Origin of the sequence: Paenibacillus vini (assembly GCF_018403325.1) — a bacterium.
Classification (GTDB): Bacteria; Bacillota; Bacilli; order Paenibacillales; family Paenibacillaceae; genus Fontibacillus; species Fontibacillus vini.
The window spans coordinates 168,729-185,621 of sequence record NZ_BOSL01000003.1 but is presented as its reverse complement, the minus strand read 5'-3'; the positions used below and the strand labels follow the sequence as shown (position 1 = coordinate 185,621).

Annotated in this window: 15 protein-coding genes; all 15 read right to left on the bottom strand. The window is 50.2% G+C overall.

Translation table 11 applies throughout. The annotated features are described in order from the left end of the window. Nucleotides 1-31 precede the first annotated feature (31 nt). The 15 genes from rny to KJS57_RS06560 all read right to left on the bottom strand — a co-directional run bounded on the left by rny (nucleotide 32) and on the right by KJS57_RS06560 (nucleotide 16,851). Entirely contained in the window at nucleotides 32-1,573 is a 1,542-nt protein-coding gene (gene rny, locus KJS57_RS06630; RefSeq protein ID WP_211021421.1) for a ribonuclease Y, read from the bottom strand. Between the two features lie 314 nt (nucleotides 1,574-1,887). Then, nucleotides 1,888-2,739, bottom strand: coding sequence for a regulatory protein RecX (locus KJS57_RS06625; RefSeq protein ID WP_244861426.1), 852 nt, complete (start codon nucleotides 2,737-2,739; stop codon nucleotides 1,888-1,890). 101 nt (nucleotides 2,740-2,840) lie between these two features. Further along, the gene (recA, locus tag KJS57_RS06620; protein ID WP_211021420.1) at nucleotides 2,841-3,902 is read right to left on the bottom strand and encodes a recombinase RecA; all 1,062 of its coding nucleotides are present in this window, start codon (nucleotides 3,900-3,902) and stop codon (nucleotides 2,841-2,843) included. 251 nt (nucleotides 3,903-4,153) lie between these two features. After that, on the bottom strand, nucleotides 4,154-5,419 hold the full coding sequence (locus KJS57_RS06615) for a competence/damage-inducible protein A (protein ID WP_213654162.1): 1,266 nt from the start codon (nucleotides 5,417-5,419) through the stop codon (nucleotides 4,154-4,156). Between the two features lie 34 nt (nucleotides 5,420-5,453). Further along, nucleotides 5,454-6,041: a CDP-diacylglycerol--glycerol-3-phosphate 3-phosphatidyltransferase gene (pgsA, locus tag KJS57_RS06610; protein ID WP_213654161.1), complete on the bottom strand. Its 588-nt coding sequence runs from the start codon at nucleotides 6,039-6,041 to the stop codon at nucleotides 5,454-5,456. Beyond that, nucleotides 6,038-6,382: a hypothetical protein gene (locus KJS57_RS06605; RefSeq protein WP_213654160.1), complete on the bottom strand. Its 345-nt coding sequence runs from the start codon at nucleotides 6,380-6,382 to the stop codon at nucleotides 6,038-6,040. The genes pgsA and KJS57_RS06605 overlap by 4 nt, the downstream gene beginning before the upstream one ends. A 171-nt stretch (nucleotides 6,383-6,553) precedes the next feature. Next, nucleotides 6,554-7,045, bottom strand: coding sequence for a YajQ family cyclic di-GMP-binding protein (locus tag KJS57_RS06600; RefSeq protein ID WP_211021416.1), 492 nt, complete (start codon nucleotides 7,043-7,045; stop codon nucleotides 6,554-6,556). A gap of 157 nt (nucleotides 7,046-7,202) precedes the next feature. After that, nucleotides 7,203-8,243 carry a helix-turn-helix domain-containing protein gene (locus KJS57_RS06595; RefSeq protein WP_213654159.1) on the bottom strand — a complete coding sequence of 347 codons (1,041 nt, stop codon included), beginning with the start codon at nucleotides 8,241-8,243 and terminating at the stop codon, nucleotides 7,203-7,205. A gap of 74 nt (nucleotides 8,244-8,317) precedes the next feature. Continuing rightward, complete coding sequence (locus KJS57_RS06590) at nucleotides 8,318-9,088, bottom strand: DUF3388 domain-containing protein (RefSeq protein ID WP_213654158.1); 771 nt, start codon at nucleotides 9,086-9,088, stop codon at nucleotides 8,318-8,320. 210 nt (nucleotides 9,089-9,298) lie between these two features. Next, entirely contained in the window at nucleotides 9,299-9,553 is a 255-nt protein-coding gene (locus KJS57_RS06585; protein WP_211021413.1) for a DUF3243 domain-containing protein, read from the bottom strand. Nucleotides 9,554-9,664: 111 nt separating this feature from the next. Beyond that, nucleotides 9,665-10,432 carry an elongation factor P 5-aminopentanone reductase gene (gene ymfI, locus KJS57_RS06580; RefSeq protein WP_211021412.1) on the bottom strand — a complete coding sequence of 256 codons (768 nt, stop codon included), beginning with the start codon at nucleotides 10,430-10,432 and terminating at the stop codon, nucleotides 9,665-9,667. Nucleotide 10,433: 1 nt separating this feature from the next. Beyond that, nucleotides 10,434-11,714 (bottom strand): EF-P 5-aminopentanol modification-associated protein YfmH, encoded by a 1,281-nt coding sequence (yfmH, locus tag KJS57_RS06575; protein ID WP_211021411.1) that lies wholly within the window; start codon nucleotides 11,712-11,714, stop codon nucleotides 10,434-10,436. 3 nt (nucleotides 11,715-11,717) lie between these two features. Continuing rightward, entirely contained in the window at nucleotides 11,718-12,998 is a 1,281-nt protein-coding gene (yfmF, locus tag KJS57_RS06570) for an EF-P 5-aminopentanol modification-associated protein YfmF (RefSeq protein ID WP_213654157.1), read from the bottom strand. A gap of 130 nt (nucleotides 12,999-13,128) precedes the next feature. Continuing rightward, nucleotides 13,129-13,995: a spore cortex-lytic enzyme gene (gene sleB / locus KJS57_RS06565; protein ID WP_213654156.1), complete on the bottom strand. Its 867-nt coding sequence runs from the start codon at nucleotides 13,993-13,995 to the stop codon at nucleotides 13,129-13,131. A gap of 189 nt (nucleotides 13,996-14,184) precedes the next feature. Then, the gene (locus KJS57_RS06560) at nucleotides 14,185-16,851 is read right to left on the bottom strand and encodes an FtsK/SpoIIIE family DNA translocase (RefSeq protein WP_244861425.1); all 2,667 of its coding nucleotides are present in this window, start codon (nucleotides 16,849-16,851) and stop codon (nucleotides 14,185-14,187) included. Between the last annotated feature and the right edge of the window lie 42 nt (nucleotides 16,852-16,893).

Below are 16,893 nucleotides of genomic sequence, written 5' to 3'. Positions count from 1 at the left end.
CCCACTGAGGGGCCACTTTTCAGCATAACCTTTACTTAGCGTATTCAACCGCCCGAGTTTCGCGAATGACGGTAACTTTGATGTGGCCCGGATAATCGAGCTCACTCTCAATCGTCTTCGTAATATCTCTCGCCAATCGGAACGCTTCCGCATCGTCGATCTTCTCAGGCTGCACCATCACGCGCACCTCGCGGCCCGCTTGAATAGCGAAGGATTTCTCCACGCCCTCGAACGATTCGGAAATCTCCTCGAGCTTCTCCAGCCGCCGGATATACGTCTCCAGTGTTTCACGACGCGCTCCGGGTCTCGCCGCCGACAAGGCGTCAGCTGCGCCAACCAGCATCGCAATGACCGAAGTTGCCTCGCAATCCCCATGGTGCGAAGCGATACTGTTGATAACGACCGGATGTTCCTTGTATTTCTTAGCCAGTTCCACGCCGATTTCGACATGAGATCCTTCCACTTCATGATCAAGCGCTTTACCGATATCGTGCAGCAGTCCGGCCCGTTTGGCGAGCGTAATGTCCTCGCCCAGTTCACCGGCCATAAGTCCAGCCAGGTAAGCTACTTCCATGGAGTGCTTAAGCACATTTTGTCCGTAGCTTGTCCGGAATTTGAGACGTCCCAAAATTTTGATTAAATCCGGATGCAGCGCATGAACGCCGACCTCGAAGGTGGCTTGTTCGCCATACTCGCGGATCCGTTCATCAACTTCACGGCGGGATTTATCAACCATTTCTTCAATCCGTGCCGGGTGAATACGTCCGTCCGCCACCAATTTCTCGAGTGCGGTACGGGCAATCTCACGGCGAATTGGATCAAAGCCCGACAAGATAACCGCTTCCGGCGTATCGTCGATAATCAAATCGATACCGGTAAGCGTCTCCAGAGCACGAATATTGCGGCCTTCCCGACCGATAATCCGACCCTTCATCTCTTCGTTAGGCAGCGATACTACGGAAACTGTAGTTTCCGCGACATGATCCGCCGCGCAGCGTTGGATGGCGAGCGTGATGATTTCGCGGGATTTCTTGTCCGCTTCTTCCTTCGCCTGCTGTTCGATGTCCTTAATCATTTGAGCCGTTTCATGGCGAACTTCCTGTTCCACATTGTTTAAAATGATGGTACGGGCATCCTCCATGCTCAAATTCGAAATACGTTCAAGCTCTTGAACCTGACTCTTGTAAATCAGATCAATTTGCTGCTGAGTTTCTTCAATCCGTTTCTCTTTGCCCGCCACTTGCTCTTCTTTACGTTCCAGCGATTCCAATTTTTTATCCAGCGACTCTTCCTTTTGCAACAATCGTCTTTCTTGTCGTTGAATTTCATTCCGACGTTCACGAATGTCTTTATCAGCTTCGGCTCTTAGCTTATGGACTTCGTCCTTCGCTTCAAGAACCGTTTCTTTCTTCAGTGCTTCTGCGTCTTTCTTCGCGTTTTCCAAGATTTGACTTGCAGCTTGTTCCGCACTGGAAATTTTAGCTTCTGCAAGAGATTTGCGAATAAAATATCCGATTCCGAACCCAAAGAATAAAGCGGCTGCAACGAGAACGATCCAGATTCCTGTACTCATCTGTTCACCTCCCCGTTGTTTCCTCCAAGGCATTCCTTGGGATGTTTGCAGTTGTAAATTTTCTCATTCATCATCATACAAAGAATTCATTACAGGCCGTTTAAGGCAAGGCTTTCCATGTGTGAGTGATGCAAAGTTTCCTCCAGCCACAAACGGAAAATTTGGCCTTCATGATTTACAAAATAGAGAATCCTCACAGAGCCCATAATTTTGGAAGGAAAAAAAGGGCCCAAGTAAAAATAGATTCATGTTCATTTTATTATTTGATGAAAGAAATTGTCAAGCAAATGACAAGCAATGTCCGTTTTGCCAAACTAATCATTCTCCCACTCTTCTTCATCGCTGAATCCGTCTTCCCGCCCCAACTCGCGAATGACTCTGGAAACCAGGGATCCGGAGTATCCTCTCCGCATTAAAAAAGACCCTGTCTTGCGTTTCCGGTCAGCCGGTTCTCCTGTCGAAGTACGCCACTTCTTGGCTGCCAGCTCCATGGCGCTTTCAAATTCATCATCTTCGCTGACGGTTTGAAGGGCCTCCTCGATTAACGGCTTTGGAACCCCTTTCTGGCGGAGTTCATGACGCACCCATAACTTACCCTTCCCCCGGCCCCGAACGCGCTGGCCGGCCCATTCCTGAGCGTATGCGGCGTCATTGACCAGACCATCTTCCGTCAACCTGCGAACAACCTCGGCCGCCGTCTCCTCGCCCCATCCTTTTTCACCGAGACGCATAGTAATCTCGTAGGCTGTGCGAGGCTTGCGGCTTAAATAGTGCAAGGCATCGGCATAGGCCTGCTGCCGTTCATCGGCAAAAACAATCTCTTCCAACTCGCTCTTGGTAAATACAGCGCCCTTGATCATTCTGTACTTGATCATGACGTCTTCGTGAACTTCCAATGAGTAAGACCCGAACGAAATACGATACCGGAACTTCGGACGCTTCAGCAACGATACGGAGGTAATGGCCAGTTCGATGTCCTCGGGAAAAGCGTCAATCCCGTCGCCGCCCCCTTCCTCCGCCAGTTCGTTCGAAGAATTACCCCCGGCAGTGCCGCGGGTCATCTCCCAAAAACTTTCGTCCGAAATGTCCACGATCTCGCCCGGTTCATCCTTCCGTCCCTGTTGTCCTTTCGGCCGACTACCGCGGCTTCCATATCGTTGATCCACCTTTCTTCCGCTCCTTTGTCATTTCATATAATCTCGATTATATCAAAAAAGCGCTCTGTTCCGGGATCCCCCGGGCCACAGAGCGCTTCGTCAGCATCGGTTTATTCTTCTTCGAAAAGCGCCTGTTCTTCTTGTGACTCAGCTTCAAGTTCGCTAGCTGAAGCAGCAGGCACCGAAGTCGTCAAGTTGCTGGCTTCACGAATCTTCTGTTCAATCGCATTCGCAATTTCCTTGTGCTCTTTAAGATACTGCTTCGCATTCTCGCGTCCTTGTCCCAGACGTTCCCCTGCATAGGAATACCAGGCACCGCTCTTATCCACGATATCTTTCTCAGCGCCAATATCGATAATACTGCCTTCTCTGGAGATACCCTCACCATACATAATATCGATTTCCGCCTGTTTAAATGGAGGCGCAACCTTATTCTTGACGACCTTAATCCGGGTCCGGTTACCTACCATATCATTCCCCATCTTGATCGTTTCTACACGACGGACGTCAAGACGAACCGTAGAATAGAACTTCAAGGCACGACCGCCTGGAGTAGTCTCGGGATTACCGAACATAACGCCGACTTTCTCACGCAATTGGTTAATAAAGATGGCAATCGTCTTGGATTTACTGATGGCACCAGACAATTTACGCAGAGCCTGGGACATGAGACGGGCTTGGAGACCGACGTGGGAATCCCCCATCTCGCCTTCGATTTCCGCTTTTGGAACCAAAGCTGCTACGGAGTCGATAACGATGACATCCACCGCGCCACTGCGTACGAGGGCTTCGGCGATTTCCAGAGCCTGTTCGCCGGTGTCCGGCTGAGACAGCAACAGTTCGTCGATGTTTACGCCCAGCTTGCTTGCATAGGAAGGATCCAGCGCATGCTCCGCATCAATAAATGCGGCTTGTCCACCGATCTTCTGAACTTCAGCGATGGCATGCAGCGCTACCGTTGTTTTACCGGAAGATTCCGGTCCGTATACTTCAATGATCCGGCCGCGGGGAAGTCCCCCGGTACCGAGTGCGATATCTAGTGCCAACGATCCGCTGGGAACGATCTCCACTTGCATATGCGTGGATTCTCCCAGCTTCATGATCGAACCTTTACCGAATTGTTTTTCTATTTGACGAAGCGCCATTTCCAGCGCAGCTTTACGATCTGACAATCAGCTCACATCCTTAAATATGATTGGATACATGATTACTACATTTATAATTGTACCTTGTTTTGGAACGTTTGCCAAGCATTTTTTCGAACATACATTCGTAATTTTTTTGAGCCTGAAAAATCCTCCTTTCCCACTTAATTCCGTCTAACAACAAAAAAAAGAACCACAGCAAAACAATTCAGTTTGCTGCGGTTCTTCCGCTGTGTTCAATTATACTCCGCTGCCGCAGAACTGGCAAGGGCACGCCTCTAGGCTTCGGCGGCTTCCGTTTTAAGCTGCTTCCAGAGGTGATACAACACCGTTTTCGCAGAACGAATGCGGATCGTATCCCGGTTCCCTTTCAAATTCAATTCGAACACGGCAGTGTCGCCGCCGCGGCGAGAGATCCCGATGTATACAAGGCCGACCGGCTTGCGCTCAGAATAGCCTGGACCGGCCACCCCGGTAATCGACAAGCCGAAATCCGTATCTACAATCATGCGAACCTGCTCGGCCAGCACCTTGGCCGTTTCCGCACTGACCGCACCCGGGGCATCCTCGCCCTCCAGCAAATCATGAGGCACGTTCAGCAGCTTCTCCTTCATCGCATTGGAATAGCAGACGATTCCGCCGAGAAACACAGTTGCACTGCCGGGTATGCTTGTAATCGACTGCATCAGCAGCCCCCCTGTGCAGCTCTCCGCCGCGCTGACGGTAAGTCCCCGCTCTGTCATCATATCGACGATCGTTTTCTCGATAGGGACATCCTCTTCGGCATAGAGGTGATCCGACAGGCGCGAAGCGATTTCTTCTTTCAGCTTATCCAGCTTCTCCATAGCCTCGCTTTGTGTCTTTGCCTTGGTCGAGATCCGGATCGTTACTTCGCTTTCCTTAGCGTAAGGGGCAAGCGTCGGATCGGATTGATTTTCTACAAGGTCAAGCAGACGGGTCTCAAGCCCGGACTCCCCGATGCCGGCGAACTTAAGCATTTTGGAATAAAGCGGCTCCTCCTGCGTCAAAACATGCTGCAAAATCCACGGCTTGGCCTGCTGTTCAAACATCGGCTTCAGCTCGGAAGGCGGTCCCGGAAGCAAAATATAAAACTTTCCGTTCTCGGCGACGGCATTGCCAACCGCAAGTCCGGTCTCGTTAGGCAAAGGAGTCCCACCGTCAATAGCAAGAGCCTGCCGGCGGTTGTTTTCCGTCATCGGAACGCCGCGTCCCTGGAAAAACCGGTCGATATTGTCCATAGCCATCCGGTCGATATGAAGCGATCTTCCAAGCACCGCAGCCACGGCGTCTTTGGTCAGATCATCCTGAGTCGGACCTAGTCCGCCGGTGAATATGAGCAGATCAGCCCGCTCGGAGCCGAGTTTGATGGCCTGTGATAAGCGTTCTACATTATCGCCAACCACGGTTTGAAAATAGACGTCAATCCCAATGGAAGCTAGTTCCTGAGACAAATATTGTGCGTTTGTGTTTACGATTTGGCCGAGCAGCAGCTCGGTACCGACTGCGATGATTTCTGCCTTCACTGGTCATGTCTCCTTCCGGAGGATAGCGTTCGTATTACATTTTTGAAAAGTTAAGCACGTTCTTATTTTTTACGAAATAGTCAATTCCCGAGTAAATCGTAATAAGAGCAGCCAGCCAAATTGCGATTTGATCAAAAGGGAAGTGTATCCATTCGAACGGGAAATTGTTCAGCAAAAGCGCTGAGATCGCGATAATTTGCGTAATGGTTTTTGCCTTACCCCATTTGCTGGCGGCGATCACCGAGCCTTCAAGCAGCGCCACTTCGCGCAAGCCGGTCACGGCAAACTCCCGGCTGATGATAATGACCGCAATCCAGGCGTCGCATTTCCCCATTGCGACAAGCGCAATGAGTACGGCAGCAACTAACAGCTTATCCGCCAAAGGATCGAGCAGTTTGCCCAGATTCGTAACGAGATTATGCTTGCGGGCGATGTACCCGTCAATCCCGTCCGTACTTGCCGCCACAATAAACAAAACAGCGCCGATCAACTGATTTACGGGAAGCGAATAATTTCCCAGCGTCAGCCCATATGACCACCATTCCAAATCCAACAGCAAAAATACAAGCATCAGCGGAATCATAAATATACGGGCTAACGTGATGCGATTGGGCAGATTCATAGGATTGCCTCCCCTGACAGATCATACTCGCAAGCTGGTGTAATGCGGACTTTGACCAGATCCCTCATACCGGCTAAACTGCCGACCGCCGCATGATTATCAACACCCTGCCTGCTATGCTTGTTTCCGTTATCTTTAGCGGAAGAACGCTGAATCTTTATCAACGTGCCGGCACGCCGTTCCTCGGCCTCTTCCTCATCATATTTTATGTAGGTCGAATACCGGACGGTACTCCGAAAGAGCGGCGAGCCCTCTTCATAATTAAACATCGGGTTTCTGACTTGAATCGGCCTATCCCCAGTCGAAGCCCCGAGTGTAACGACTTTCACTATTTCTGTCATGAATTCGATCCCCCATTGCTATAAGCCATGCTCCCATTTTAAAAACCTAATTAAGTATAATATTTCCGAAACAATACTGTCAAAACCACATATAACAACCAAAAATCGATGTTCATTGAAAAAAAGAGCCCCGCGCGGAGCCACTGGCACAGCGAGAGACCGGATGCTTGCTTATTTCATATTCGTAAATTGCAAATCAACGGTAAGATCCGCTTTACGGAGCATTTGAATAATCTGCTGCAGGTCGTCCCTGCTCTTGCCGGTGACGCGGATTTGATCGCCTTGGATCTGGCTCTTCACTTTCAGCTTGGAGTCCCGGATCAGCACGTTAATCTTCTTAGCGTTCTCCTGATCGATTCCCTGTTTCAGGTTGATCCGTTGACGGACCGTGCCGAGCGAAGCCGGCTCAACCTTTCCGTAGTCCAGGTTTTTGATCGGCAAACCGCGCTTGATCATTTTCGACTGTAAAATATCGATTACCGCATTCAGCTTGTACTCGTCATCGGACAGGATCACCAGCACATCCTTTTCGACCTTCAACTCGCTTTTGCTGCCTTTAAAATCAAACCGGTTGGCAATTTCCCGCTCGGTCTGGTCGATCGCGTTGGTCAATTCCTGCATGTCCATTTTCGATACGATGTCAAAAGAACTTTCAGAAGCCATCATTCACATTCCTTTCCAATAGAGGTAGTTCAAAAAGTCACCTTATTCAACACATATCATAATTATATGTAAAAGATTTCGCAAAGTCGAGTCGACGCGCTTTCCCAATAAAAAATAAAGGACGTCCCTGACCGTTATCCGGTCAAAGACGCCCGTATTATTCGGCGTTATTTGCACTACCGTCACTGCTGGTTCCATCGGTTGTGCTGTTATCCAATCCATTGCTTCCATTAGCCGATCCTGCGTCGGCACTGCCCAGGTTTAACTGGATTTTGGAAGTGTTCTTCCCGTCCGTGACCACTTGGTCTCCGACGGTAATCGTCGTATTCGAAGACGCACCCGACTTAATGAACAAGCCTTCCGGTCCCAGTTCATAGGTGAGAACCTCACCCTCGGTGGTATTGTCGAAATACAGTTTTTCTCCGCCCTTGTCGCCTTTGCGGACTTCTACCCAGCTTTTGCCCGTAGCATTGATCACTACCTGGACAGGCTGGCTTCCGGCTGATTGAACCAGAAATTTGGTCGTGCTTCCTTCCTTCCCGTCGGGAGCGACAACCACAGTCCCTACGCCGGTATCCGTACCGGTGTCAGTACCTGTATTCGTACTACCGTTACCTTCCGTACCGTTGCTGCCGTTATCGGTTCCATTGGTACCGTTATTGCCCGCAGTACCGTTTCCGGCAGTACCCTCATTGCCTGTACCCGCATTAGTCCCGTTCTGTCCCGTGTTTCCGGTCCCGCCGTTTCCTTCCGATCTGGTGTCCGTCACCGGTGTTTGATCAGGCTGGTTGTCCTTGGCCTCGTCGCTTTTGCCCCAAACCGTGAAATACATATAAATCACTACGAGAATCAGCACGGCAAACGACCACATCAGTGTCGTCGACAACCATTTAGAATTTCTCTCCGCCGTTCTGGAACTGCGCCGCTTCTGAAGTACAGGCTCCATCGTCGGTTCAGGGGCCACATCCGGAACATGCTGCTTATGTTCGTTCAGCAGTTCATCCGGGTCCACACCCACCGCTTCGGCATATGTCTTAATAAAGGCCCGCACGTAGAAACTTCCCGGTAAAACTTTATAATCCCCCGCCTCGATGGCTTCCAAATACCGCTTGCGAATTTTTGTCATTTCTTGAACATCATCCAGAGACAAGCCTCTGGCAAGTCGGGCTTCCTTTAATTGCTGGCCCAAATCCGACACGACCATCACCTCCTGTAATTATTAAATATCATGAAATCCATGTATGGATTTATTTACATATCTTAAATTTAAGTTCATAGCTCATCGCTATAATAATTTGTAGTGAACGTATCATTAACGATTTGCTCGTCAGGATTGTTACGCAATTCTATAATAATGTCAAAATCGTCATAATTATATTCGGATTCCTTGATAAAAACATCCGGATGCTCAATAACGATTGTCGAAGGCATTTTCATCAAGTCACGAATCAGTTGGAAGTGCTTTTCATTGGAACGAAGCGTGCTCACGATCCCGTCGATGATAAACACGTTATTCGGGTTCATTTCGTCCTCGGACAGTTGACTGCGCACCGTCTGCCTGAGCAGCGTCGAGGATACGAAGGTCCATCGCTTCATCGCGCAGACGCTCCCTGCGATAATGGACTCCGTCTTACCCACGCGGGGCATTCCCCTGAGGCCGATGACCTGGTGACCGTCCCTTTTTAATACTTCACCCAAAAAATCAACAAGCAACCCAAGCTCATCCCGGGTAAAACGGAATGTTTTGTGGTCGTCGGAGTCCCTAACGATGTAACGGCCGTGCCGCACGGCCAAAAGATCGACCAACCGGGGGCTTCGCAGGGCGGTAACCGTAATGCTGTCGACCTTGCGGAGAGTCCGGTCAATCAGAGCGATTTTGTCGTCATCATCGCTTTCCAGAAGCAGACCGCGGGTTTCCCCCTCCACTCCGTTAATCGTCAAAATATTAACTTCAAGCATCCCGAGCGTAGAGGCAATATCCCCCAGCAAACCGGGACGGTTTTTATGTATTTTATATTCCAAATACCATTGTTTCGACTCCATCCATACACCTTCTCTAAGTCCTCTACACTATTCGACAAAATCGGCCCGATTTCCTGCACAGTTCATGAAAAGTCAGCTGCCGGATCAATGGCCAAAAAATGCGAACAGAATATGAATACGTGTTTTATGATATATAAAATAGAATTGAAAGGCAAGCCGCGGTATTTAGATTGGAGAAAAGCCCCCTGTAAGGGAGCTTTTCTGACCGGACTATGCGTTTTTCTTGGCCAGCTTAACCATCAGTCTGGCTATGGTTCGGCGTTCCTCTTCACTGCCCACGTCCCAAATTTCCTTCAGTGCGCGGTTGGACTCGTTTTGAGGATCCACCTTGTCGTCAAGAAACCCGCCGATTTCATAAGCGAGATTAGCGATAGCTTCCTCGCTCATGCCCGTATTTTCCGCGTGTTTGACGCGGTCACCGAGAAACTTTTTCCAGTTATCGAAATTTTTGAGTACTGTTGACATTTATAAATCCTCCTTCGATTGGCGATTTAAAATCAACAGTTGTAATATGCGATGATTACCGTGTCTTTATTCGCTCAGACGGTCTGGGTAATTCCGTCAACACGAATTCCTTTAAGTTACCCAGCCACCGTTGGGACTAATTATTTGTCCGGTAATATATCCCGACTCCGGCAACGCAAGAAAATAGACGAGCGAAGAAATTTCCTGCGGAGAAGCCAGTCTTCCGGCGGGAATTTCTTCCTCCAGCTGCTTCAGTTCATCTTCGTCAAAACGGGCCATCATTTCCGTCTTTACCGCGCCGGGAGCAACGGCATTCACTGTAACGCCCGAAGGCGCCAATTCTTTGGCCAACGCCTTCGTGAAGGCATTTACGCCTCCCTTGGCTGCAGAATAAACAACCTCGCAAGAACCGCCTGAAATCCCCCATACCGAGGACACGTTAATGATCCGCCCGAACCGCTGAGAAATCATGTATGGCATAAAAGCCTGGCTGCACAGGAATACGCTCTTCAGATTTACGTCCATCACGTCGTCCCATTCCGCTTCATCCACATCGGAAAGCAGTCCGTAATGGGATATGCCGGCGTTATTAACGACAATATCAGGCCTTAACCCATGACTCTCCAATTTATCCTTCATCCGGAGAATTTGTTCCTTGCTCCGTAAATCGGCCGAAACCGTGTACACCTTAGCTCCCTCTTCCATGCACTTGCGGGCGACCTCGTTAGCCGCCTCATGCGAGTTCATGTAGTGGATCACAACATTCATACCGACCGACGCGAATCGGAGCGCAATTTGCGCTCCGATTCCCCTGCTGGCGCCGGTGACCAATACGGTCATCTCACCGATGTTCTTCTCTATCCCATGATTTGATACCATCTTACGGACTCACCACCAGCGAGACGGACAGCTGTTCCCAATCGATATGCTCACGCAATCGAGTGTTTACCTCTTCCAGCGTCAATGACTCATAGACGGGAAGCACCTGAAACAAATCCCCGCCGCGGAAGCGGTAGCGGGTGAACTCATGAGCGATATTTTCCGGAGAGTTAAGCATTCTTAAATAGCCGCCAATCTTCTTCTTGCGGGCACGTTCGAAATCCTCTTCGCGGAACCCGGCGGCCGTCACGCTCTTGATTTCCTCGGTGATAACCTGCATCAGACGTTCCGGGTCCTTCGTGTCCCCGCCGATCGCGGAAAAGGCATAATTCGGGTTGCTGTTGTACTCGTGAGAGAAGCTGTCGGATATCAAATCAAGATCATACAGCTTCTGGTACAGCCGGGTGCTTGAACCGAGCAACAAGTCCAGCGCCAGCTTGGTTGCAAGATCGCGCCGCAGCAGTTCCTCGCCTTCAAATCCCAGCTTGGTTTCCTTAAAGCCGAACAGGCATTTAGGGAGTGACACAGGCAGCTTGGATTCGCGGCGTTTTTCATTAACGGCAAGCGGTTCTTCGTCAAACAGGCGGTCGATGACGCCTTGCGGCTTATATTCCTTGGTGGCCTGGTTTTCCCTAACCAGTTGGAATACTTCCTCGGCATTCACGCCTCCGACGATAAACAGCAGCATATTGCTTGGATGGTAAAATGCGTTATAGCAGGTATACAGCGTTTCCTTCGTAATCGTCCCGATCGACTCCACCGTACCGGCAATATCGATATGTACCGGGTGGACGCCATACATCGCTTCAATCAGGCCGAAATAAACTCTCCAATCCGGATTGTCGCGGTACATGCCGATTTCCTGGCCGATAATTCCCTTTTCTTTTTCCACATTCTGATCCGTGAAATAAGGATGCTGCACAAAGTTAATCAACGTTTCCAGGTTTTCCTTGATATTCTCGGTGGCCGAGAATAAATAAACCGTCTGATCAAAGCTAGTAAAAGCGTTGGCGGAAGCCCCTTGGGAAGCGAACTTGGCAAAAATGTCGCCTTCCGGCTCCTCGAACATTTTGTGCTCAAGGAAATGGGCGATTCCGTCTGGTACAGAAACCTCGTCTTCTCCGGCTACCCGGAAATGATTGTCGATAGAACCGTATTTCGTCGAAAAGGTAGCGTAGGTTTTCTGGAATCCCGGCTTGGGCAGAACGTACACCTGCAGCCCGTTATCCATCGTTTCGCGGTACAACGTTTCCTGTAATCTGTCATAAGTGATCGCTTCCACCGGTCATCCCTCCTTTTGCCCTGTTAAAAAGTAAATGGTGTCAAGCTGGAACGTTTCGGCCGCATCGACCACGTCTTTCGTGCCCACCTGCTCCACTTGGCTTAACAGCAGTTCCGCCGGGCGGTCTTTCCCGGAAAGTACCCGGTTAAAGTCGTAAGCGATCATTTCAAAGGCCGAATCCTGCATTTCAAGCAGACTGTTGCGGATCATCGCCTTGGTCTGGCTTATTTCAAGTTCAGAGATTTCTCCGGCACGCATACTCGCAAGCTGGGCCTGAATAATGGTAAGCGCCTTCTCGTAGTTCTCAATCTCGATGCCCGACTGAATCGTCATCAGACCTTTATGGCCGTCATAACGGGAAGCCGCATAATAGGCCAGGCTTTCTTTCTCGCGTACATTCATAAACAGCTTGGAATGCGGATAGCTGCCCAGAATTCCACTGTAAAGCAAGGCGGAGGCATATCGTTCGTCCCCGTAAGTAATCGGCGTGCGAAGACCGAGGTTTAGCTTGCCCTGATTGACGTCCAGGCTTTCTTTGATGGTCCGTACTTCTTTGGAGACAACTTCGCTGTGCTCTGGAGCATACTCTGGCGTAGAGGAGCGCTTAAGATCGAACATCTTCTCTACAAGCTCCTGCACCTCCGAAAGGGAAGTATCCCCGACTACATACAGATCCAGGCTGGCCTGCTCCAGCCAATTCCGGTAAGCGGCGTATAGCGAATCCGGCGTTATGCCGTCCAGATCGCTGCGTTGTCCGAGCGGATGCAGACGGTAAGGATCATCTTTGAACATCTCCTCGATGCAACGTTCCGCTGCGTACCGGATTTTATCATTGATGATGCTCTCCAGCTTCTGGCGGACATTTTCCCGTTCGGAAGCTACATAGGAAGGCCGGAAAGCCCCGTTCTCCAAAACCGGCTTGGTGACGACTTCACCGAGAAAAGCGAAAGACTTTGCCAGCAGCGACTCATCGCTCTGCACAAATGAATCGTTAATGGTATCCATTCTAAATTGCACGATTTGATAATTTCCACGTTTATACACATCAAAACCGAAGCCTGCGCCATAAAGACGCTCAAGCTGCTCCCGGAACTGAATCGTTTCCGGATAAGAGGCCGTGCCCCTTCTTAGGACAAAAGGGGTTAATGCCGTCGTTGTTACCGTCTTGCTGTCCAGCGGGATGCCCGCATACAGGGAAACGGCAAACGTCTTGAAGCGGGTCGTAGGCAGAACATGGATCCGAATATGACCCGCGCTGCCGCGTTCGAAAATCGTCTTGTTCAAGACCAAAACTCCTTTACGAGAGACTATTGGTGCGCGCTGCGATAACAAAATTCAGTTCCATTCTATACCAATTCAAAGGAAAGAAGCAACCTGGCGGATCAAGCGGCTGCTTCTTTTCCATGCGTAAAATTTACATGCAGAATATGTGTTTTCCTATCGTTTTAACTTGAGGCCGAGTCCAAATCCATTTGGAGGTCGCTGTTTCCGGATTAAAATAATACAGACATCCTCCGGTAGGATCCCATCCGTTTAAAGCCTGCTGTACCGCTTTTCGGGCATTCTCATTCGGTTCCAGCCAGATTTGTCCATCCGCTACCGCAGTAAACGCGCCAGGCTGAAAAATTACGCCGGAAGCCGTGTTCGGAAAACTCGGCGACTTCACCCGATTTAAAATGACGGCAGCTACAGCTACTTGACCTTCAAAGGGTTCGCCCCGGGATTCACCATAAACCGCGTTGGCCATGATTTTCAGATCATTCTCCGAGAGCCCCATACCGTTTGACGGAGACAAATCCGTGTTTTCGGCTTTAGGCTTCTCATTTTCGGTTTGTGCCGTTTCTTTGCCTGCTTGACCATTTGCCTGACCAGCTTGCCCTTGTCCTTGCCCCTGGCCCTGGTTGGCATACTCCATGCCGGGCTTCCAAGCTTTTGTCGCATTATATAGCTTCAACTTTGTTTTGGGACCGGCCAAGCCGTCAACCTTCATTCCGAATTCCGATTGGAACCATTTGAGCGATTCCTTTGTTTTTGGACCGAACTGGCTGTCCAGCTTACCATGATAAAACCCTAGAAACGCCAGGCGCCCCTGCAGCTCATAAACGTCTTTGCCAAACGCACCGTAGTCGATGACCTGTTCGCTAAAAACAGGAACGGCATGCTTGGGCGTCACTTGCTTCAGTTCTACATCGTTTGATTGACGCAGATAGCTGTATCCGTAAAAGATTCCGAACAAAAGCAGCACTAAACCTGCGGCAAACCATATCTTCATATTTTTCATAACGTTTAGCTCTACCTTTCTATTGTGGATTAACATAGTTGGATGACATTATTATGACAAGCCCAGACCCTTCCTATTCACCACACAGAATTGCCGGAATTGGCGAGCTGCTGCAGCCGGTTAAAATCCATGCAAAAAACCCCGCCGTTATAACGGCGGGGCTTGATATCCTGACTATTTCATTGTCGATCAGGACGAAATTTTACCGACTTTGTACTGATCCATACTCATCAATACTTCCCTCGGCTTGCTGCCTTCATAAGGCCCTACAATGCCTCTGGCCTCCATAGAATCGATTAAACGGGCCGCTCGGGTATACCCGACGCGCATCCGCCGCTGTAGCAGCGATACGGAAGCCTGTTTAGCCTCCAGCACGATTTGTACGGCTTGGTCGTACAATTCGTCCAGCACTTCCTCCTGTCCGGATGTGTCTTCCTCGATCTCCGGAACAAGGCTTTCATCATATTCGGCCTGTCCTTGTCCGCGTACATAGTTTACAATTGCTTCCACTTCCTGATCACTCATAAATGCACCCTGCACTCGGACCGGTTTGGAAGCGCCCATCGGCATGAACAACATATCGCCCCGTCCGAGCAGCTTCTCCGCGCCGGCCATATCGAGTATGGTACGGGAATCCACCTGTGAGGATACGCCGAAGGCGATCCGTGACGGAATGTTTGCCTTGATAACCCCGGTAATAACGTCGACGGACGGACGCTGGGTCGCGATGATCAGATGGATCCCTGCCGCCCGGGCCATCTGGGCCAGACGTGCGATCGCGTCCTCCACATCGTTTGCTGCGACCATCATCAGGTCGGCAAGCTCGTCCACGATAACGACGATATATGGCAGCACCGCGTCCGGATTCTCTTTCATCATTAAGTTGTAACCCTCAATATTGCGGGCACCGGACTTGGAGAACAGCTCATACCGTTTCTCCATTTCCACGACGATCTTCTTGAGGGCAAGTGAAGCCCGGCGCGGATCGGTCACCACAGGTGTCAGAAGATGCGGAATTCCGTTATATACGTTGAGTTCGACCATTTTGGGATCGACCATCATAAATTTAACTTCATCCGGCTTCGCCTTATACAAAATGCTCGTTATGATCCCGTTGATACATACGGACTTCCCGGAGCCCGTAGCACCTGCTACGAGCAGATGGGGCATTTTCGCCAGATTGCCGACGATCGTTTGTCCGGAAATATCGCGGCCAAATGCGATGGACAGCTTGGATTCCGCATCCACAAAGGTCGGCGTCTCCATCACTTCCCGCATGGTTACCAGCGATACCTCATTGTTCGGCACCTCAATGCCGATCGCCGATTTGCCCGGGATCGGCGCTTCCATCCGGATGTCTTTAGCTGCCAGCGCCAGGGCAATGTCATCGGTAAGGTTGACGATCCGGCTTACTTTGACCCCGATATCGGGCTGGATTTCATAGCGCGTCACTGCTGGTCCTCGTACGACTTCAAGCACGCGCGCACGAACGCCGAAGCTCTCCAGCGTAGCTTCCAGCTTGCGGGCTGTCTGCATATAATCAGCCTGATCGCCGGATTTCGCCCCGCCTCCAGGTTTGGATAACAGCCGGAATGACGGCAGCTTGTACGGCTTGGGAGCCGGTTTGGGCGGAGGGGCAATGATTATATCATCCGCCGCACCTTCTAGACTATCCGCTCCCGCTTCCGGGCCTGTCTCCTGCCCTTCGGCGGACAATAAGCCGTCCGCGGCTACCGGTTCAAGATCACCGGACAGAGCTTCCATCTCCGCAGCCGGATTACCTTCAAACACTGCATCTTGCAGTTCTTCCGATTCGGGTTCATCCAAACCGGGTTGGCCTTCGCGCTGAATATGATCAAAAAAGTCCCGGATAATCGGACCCGTTTCAACAGATGAACGTTCAACGGCCGCTCCTGGAATCGGACGATCATCATCCGCAGATTCATTCCCGGTAAAACCTCGATACTCCAGTTCATTCCAGTTAATATCTTGATTTTCAGCCGAATCCTCGTCCTCAAAAGCGGGATTTTGCTCAGTCTCATGAGCTTCGACCGGTTTCTCCTTGAAACCGAAGAGCTGAAAAAATACCGGCTTCTGTTTCTGCTTGGATGACGGAACCGGAGGCGACAATTCTTCCTCCTCTTCCTCCACTTCTTGCGGGACGGTGATGACTGGTTTCGATGTCTTCTTCGCTTTGTTCGTCACGGGCACAGGACGGAGCATGCGGATTTTTTTGCCGAGAAGCTCTCCGAAACCGCCCATTCTGGAACGAAGCAGCCGGACCATTTCCACATATGATAAACCGGTAACCAGCATAAAGCTGATTGCAAGCATGACGATCATAATCAGTTTTGCCCCTGCCATCCCGAATAGCGAATAGAGCAGCGCAAATTCCAGACCGCCTATGTACCCGCCGCTAATATTCAAGTTCAGCAAACTGAATCCGGAATCCGCCGATGCAGGATGAAACAAGGCCCCTTGAAGATCACGATGAATTTGGCCCATGATATTGCCGAAGGTTAATGAGACGACAGGAGACAATTTTTGCCCCATTGCCGAAATCGTACTCATCAATACAAAAGCGAGGACAGCAAGTAAAAATCCGCTGCGGCGCGTTGTCCACTTCGTTGGCCATTTCCGTCTGATCATCACAGCCAGTCCGACAAAAATGCCGATTAAAGGAATCACGAAATAAAACTTGCCAAGAATGAGCGCCGACATTTTCGAGAGCGTTCTGCCGACGGCTGCCTCCCCGGACAAGGCAATGATGGATAAAGTGATCAGGATGATCCCATAAATTTCATATTTGAGCATACTTCCAAGAGCTGCCTTTTTCTTCTTACGTTTGCGTGCCAAACAGGAACACCCCCCAGATGAATATTATACCATAATCACTGG

Bases quoted from the DNA above. Each gene is read 5' to 3' on its own strand.
- KJS57_RS06585 (WP_211021413.1), bottom strand. From the start codon at position 9,553: ATGTCAACAGTACTCAAAAATTTCGATAACTGGAAAAAGTTTCTCGGT.
- pgsA (WP_213654161.1), bottom strand. From the start codon at position 6,041: ATGAATCTGCCCAATCGCATCACGTTAGCCCGTATATTTATGATTCCG.
- KJS57_RS06600 (WP_211021416.1), bottom strand. From the start codon at position 7,045: ATGGCTTCTGAAAGTTCTTTTGACATCGTATCGAAAATGGACATGCAG.
- sleB (WP_213654156.1), bottom strand. From the start codon at position 13,995: ATGAAAAATATGAAGATATGGTTTGCCGCAGGTTTAGTGCTGCTTTTG.
- KJS57_RS06605 (WP_213654160.1), bottom strand. From the start codon at position 6,382: ATGACAGAAATAGTGAAAGTCGTTACACTCGGGGCTTCGACTGGGGAT.
- rny (WP_211021421.1), bottom strand. From the start codon at position 1,573: ATGAGTACAGGAATCTGGATCGTTCTCGTTGCAGCCGCTTTATTCTTT.
- KJS57_RS06590 (WP_213654158.1), bottom strand. From the start codon at position 9,088: ATGGAGTCGAAACAATGGTATTTGGAATATAAAATACATAAAAACCGT.
- ymfI (WP_211021412.1), bottom strand. From the start codon at position 10,432: ATGGTATCAAATCATGGGATAGAGAAGAACATCGGTGAGATGACCGTA.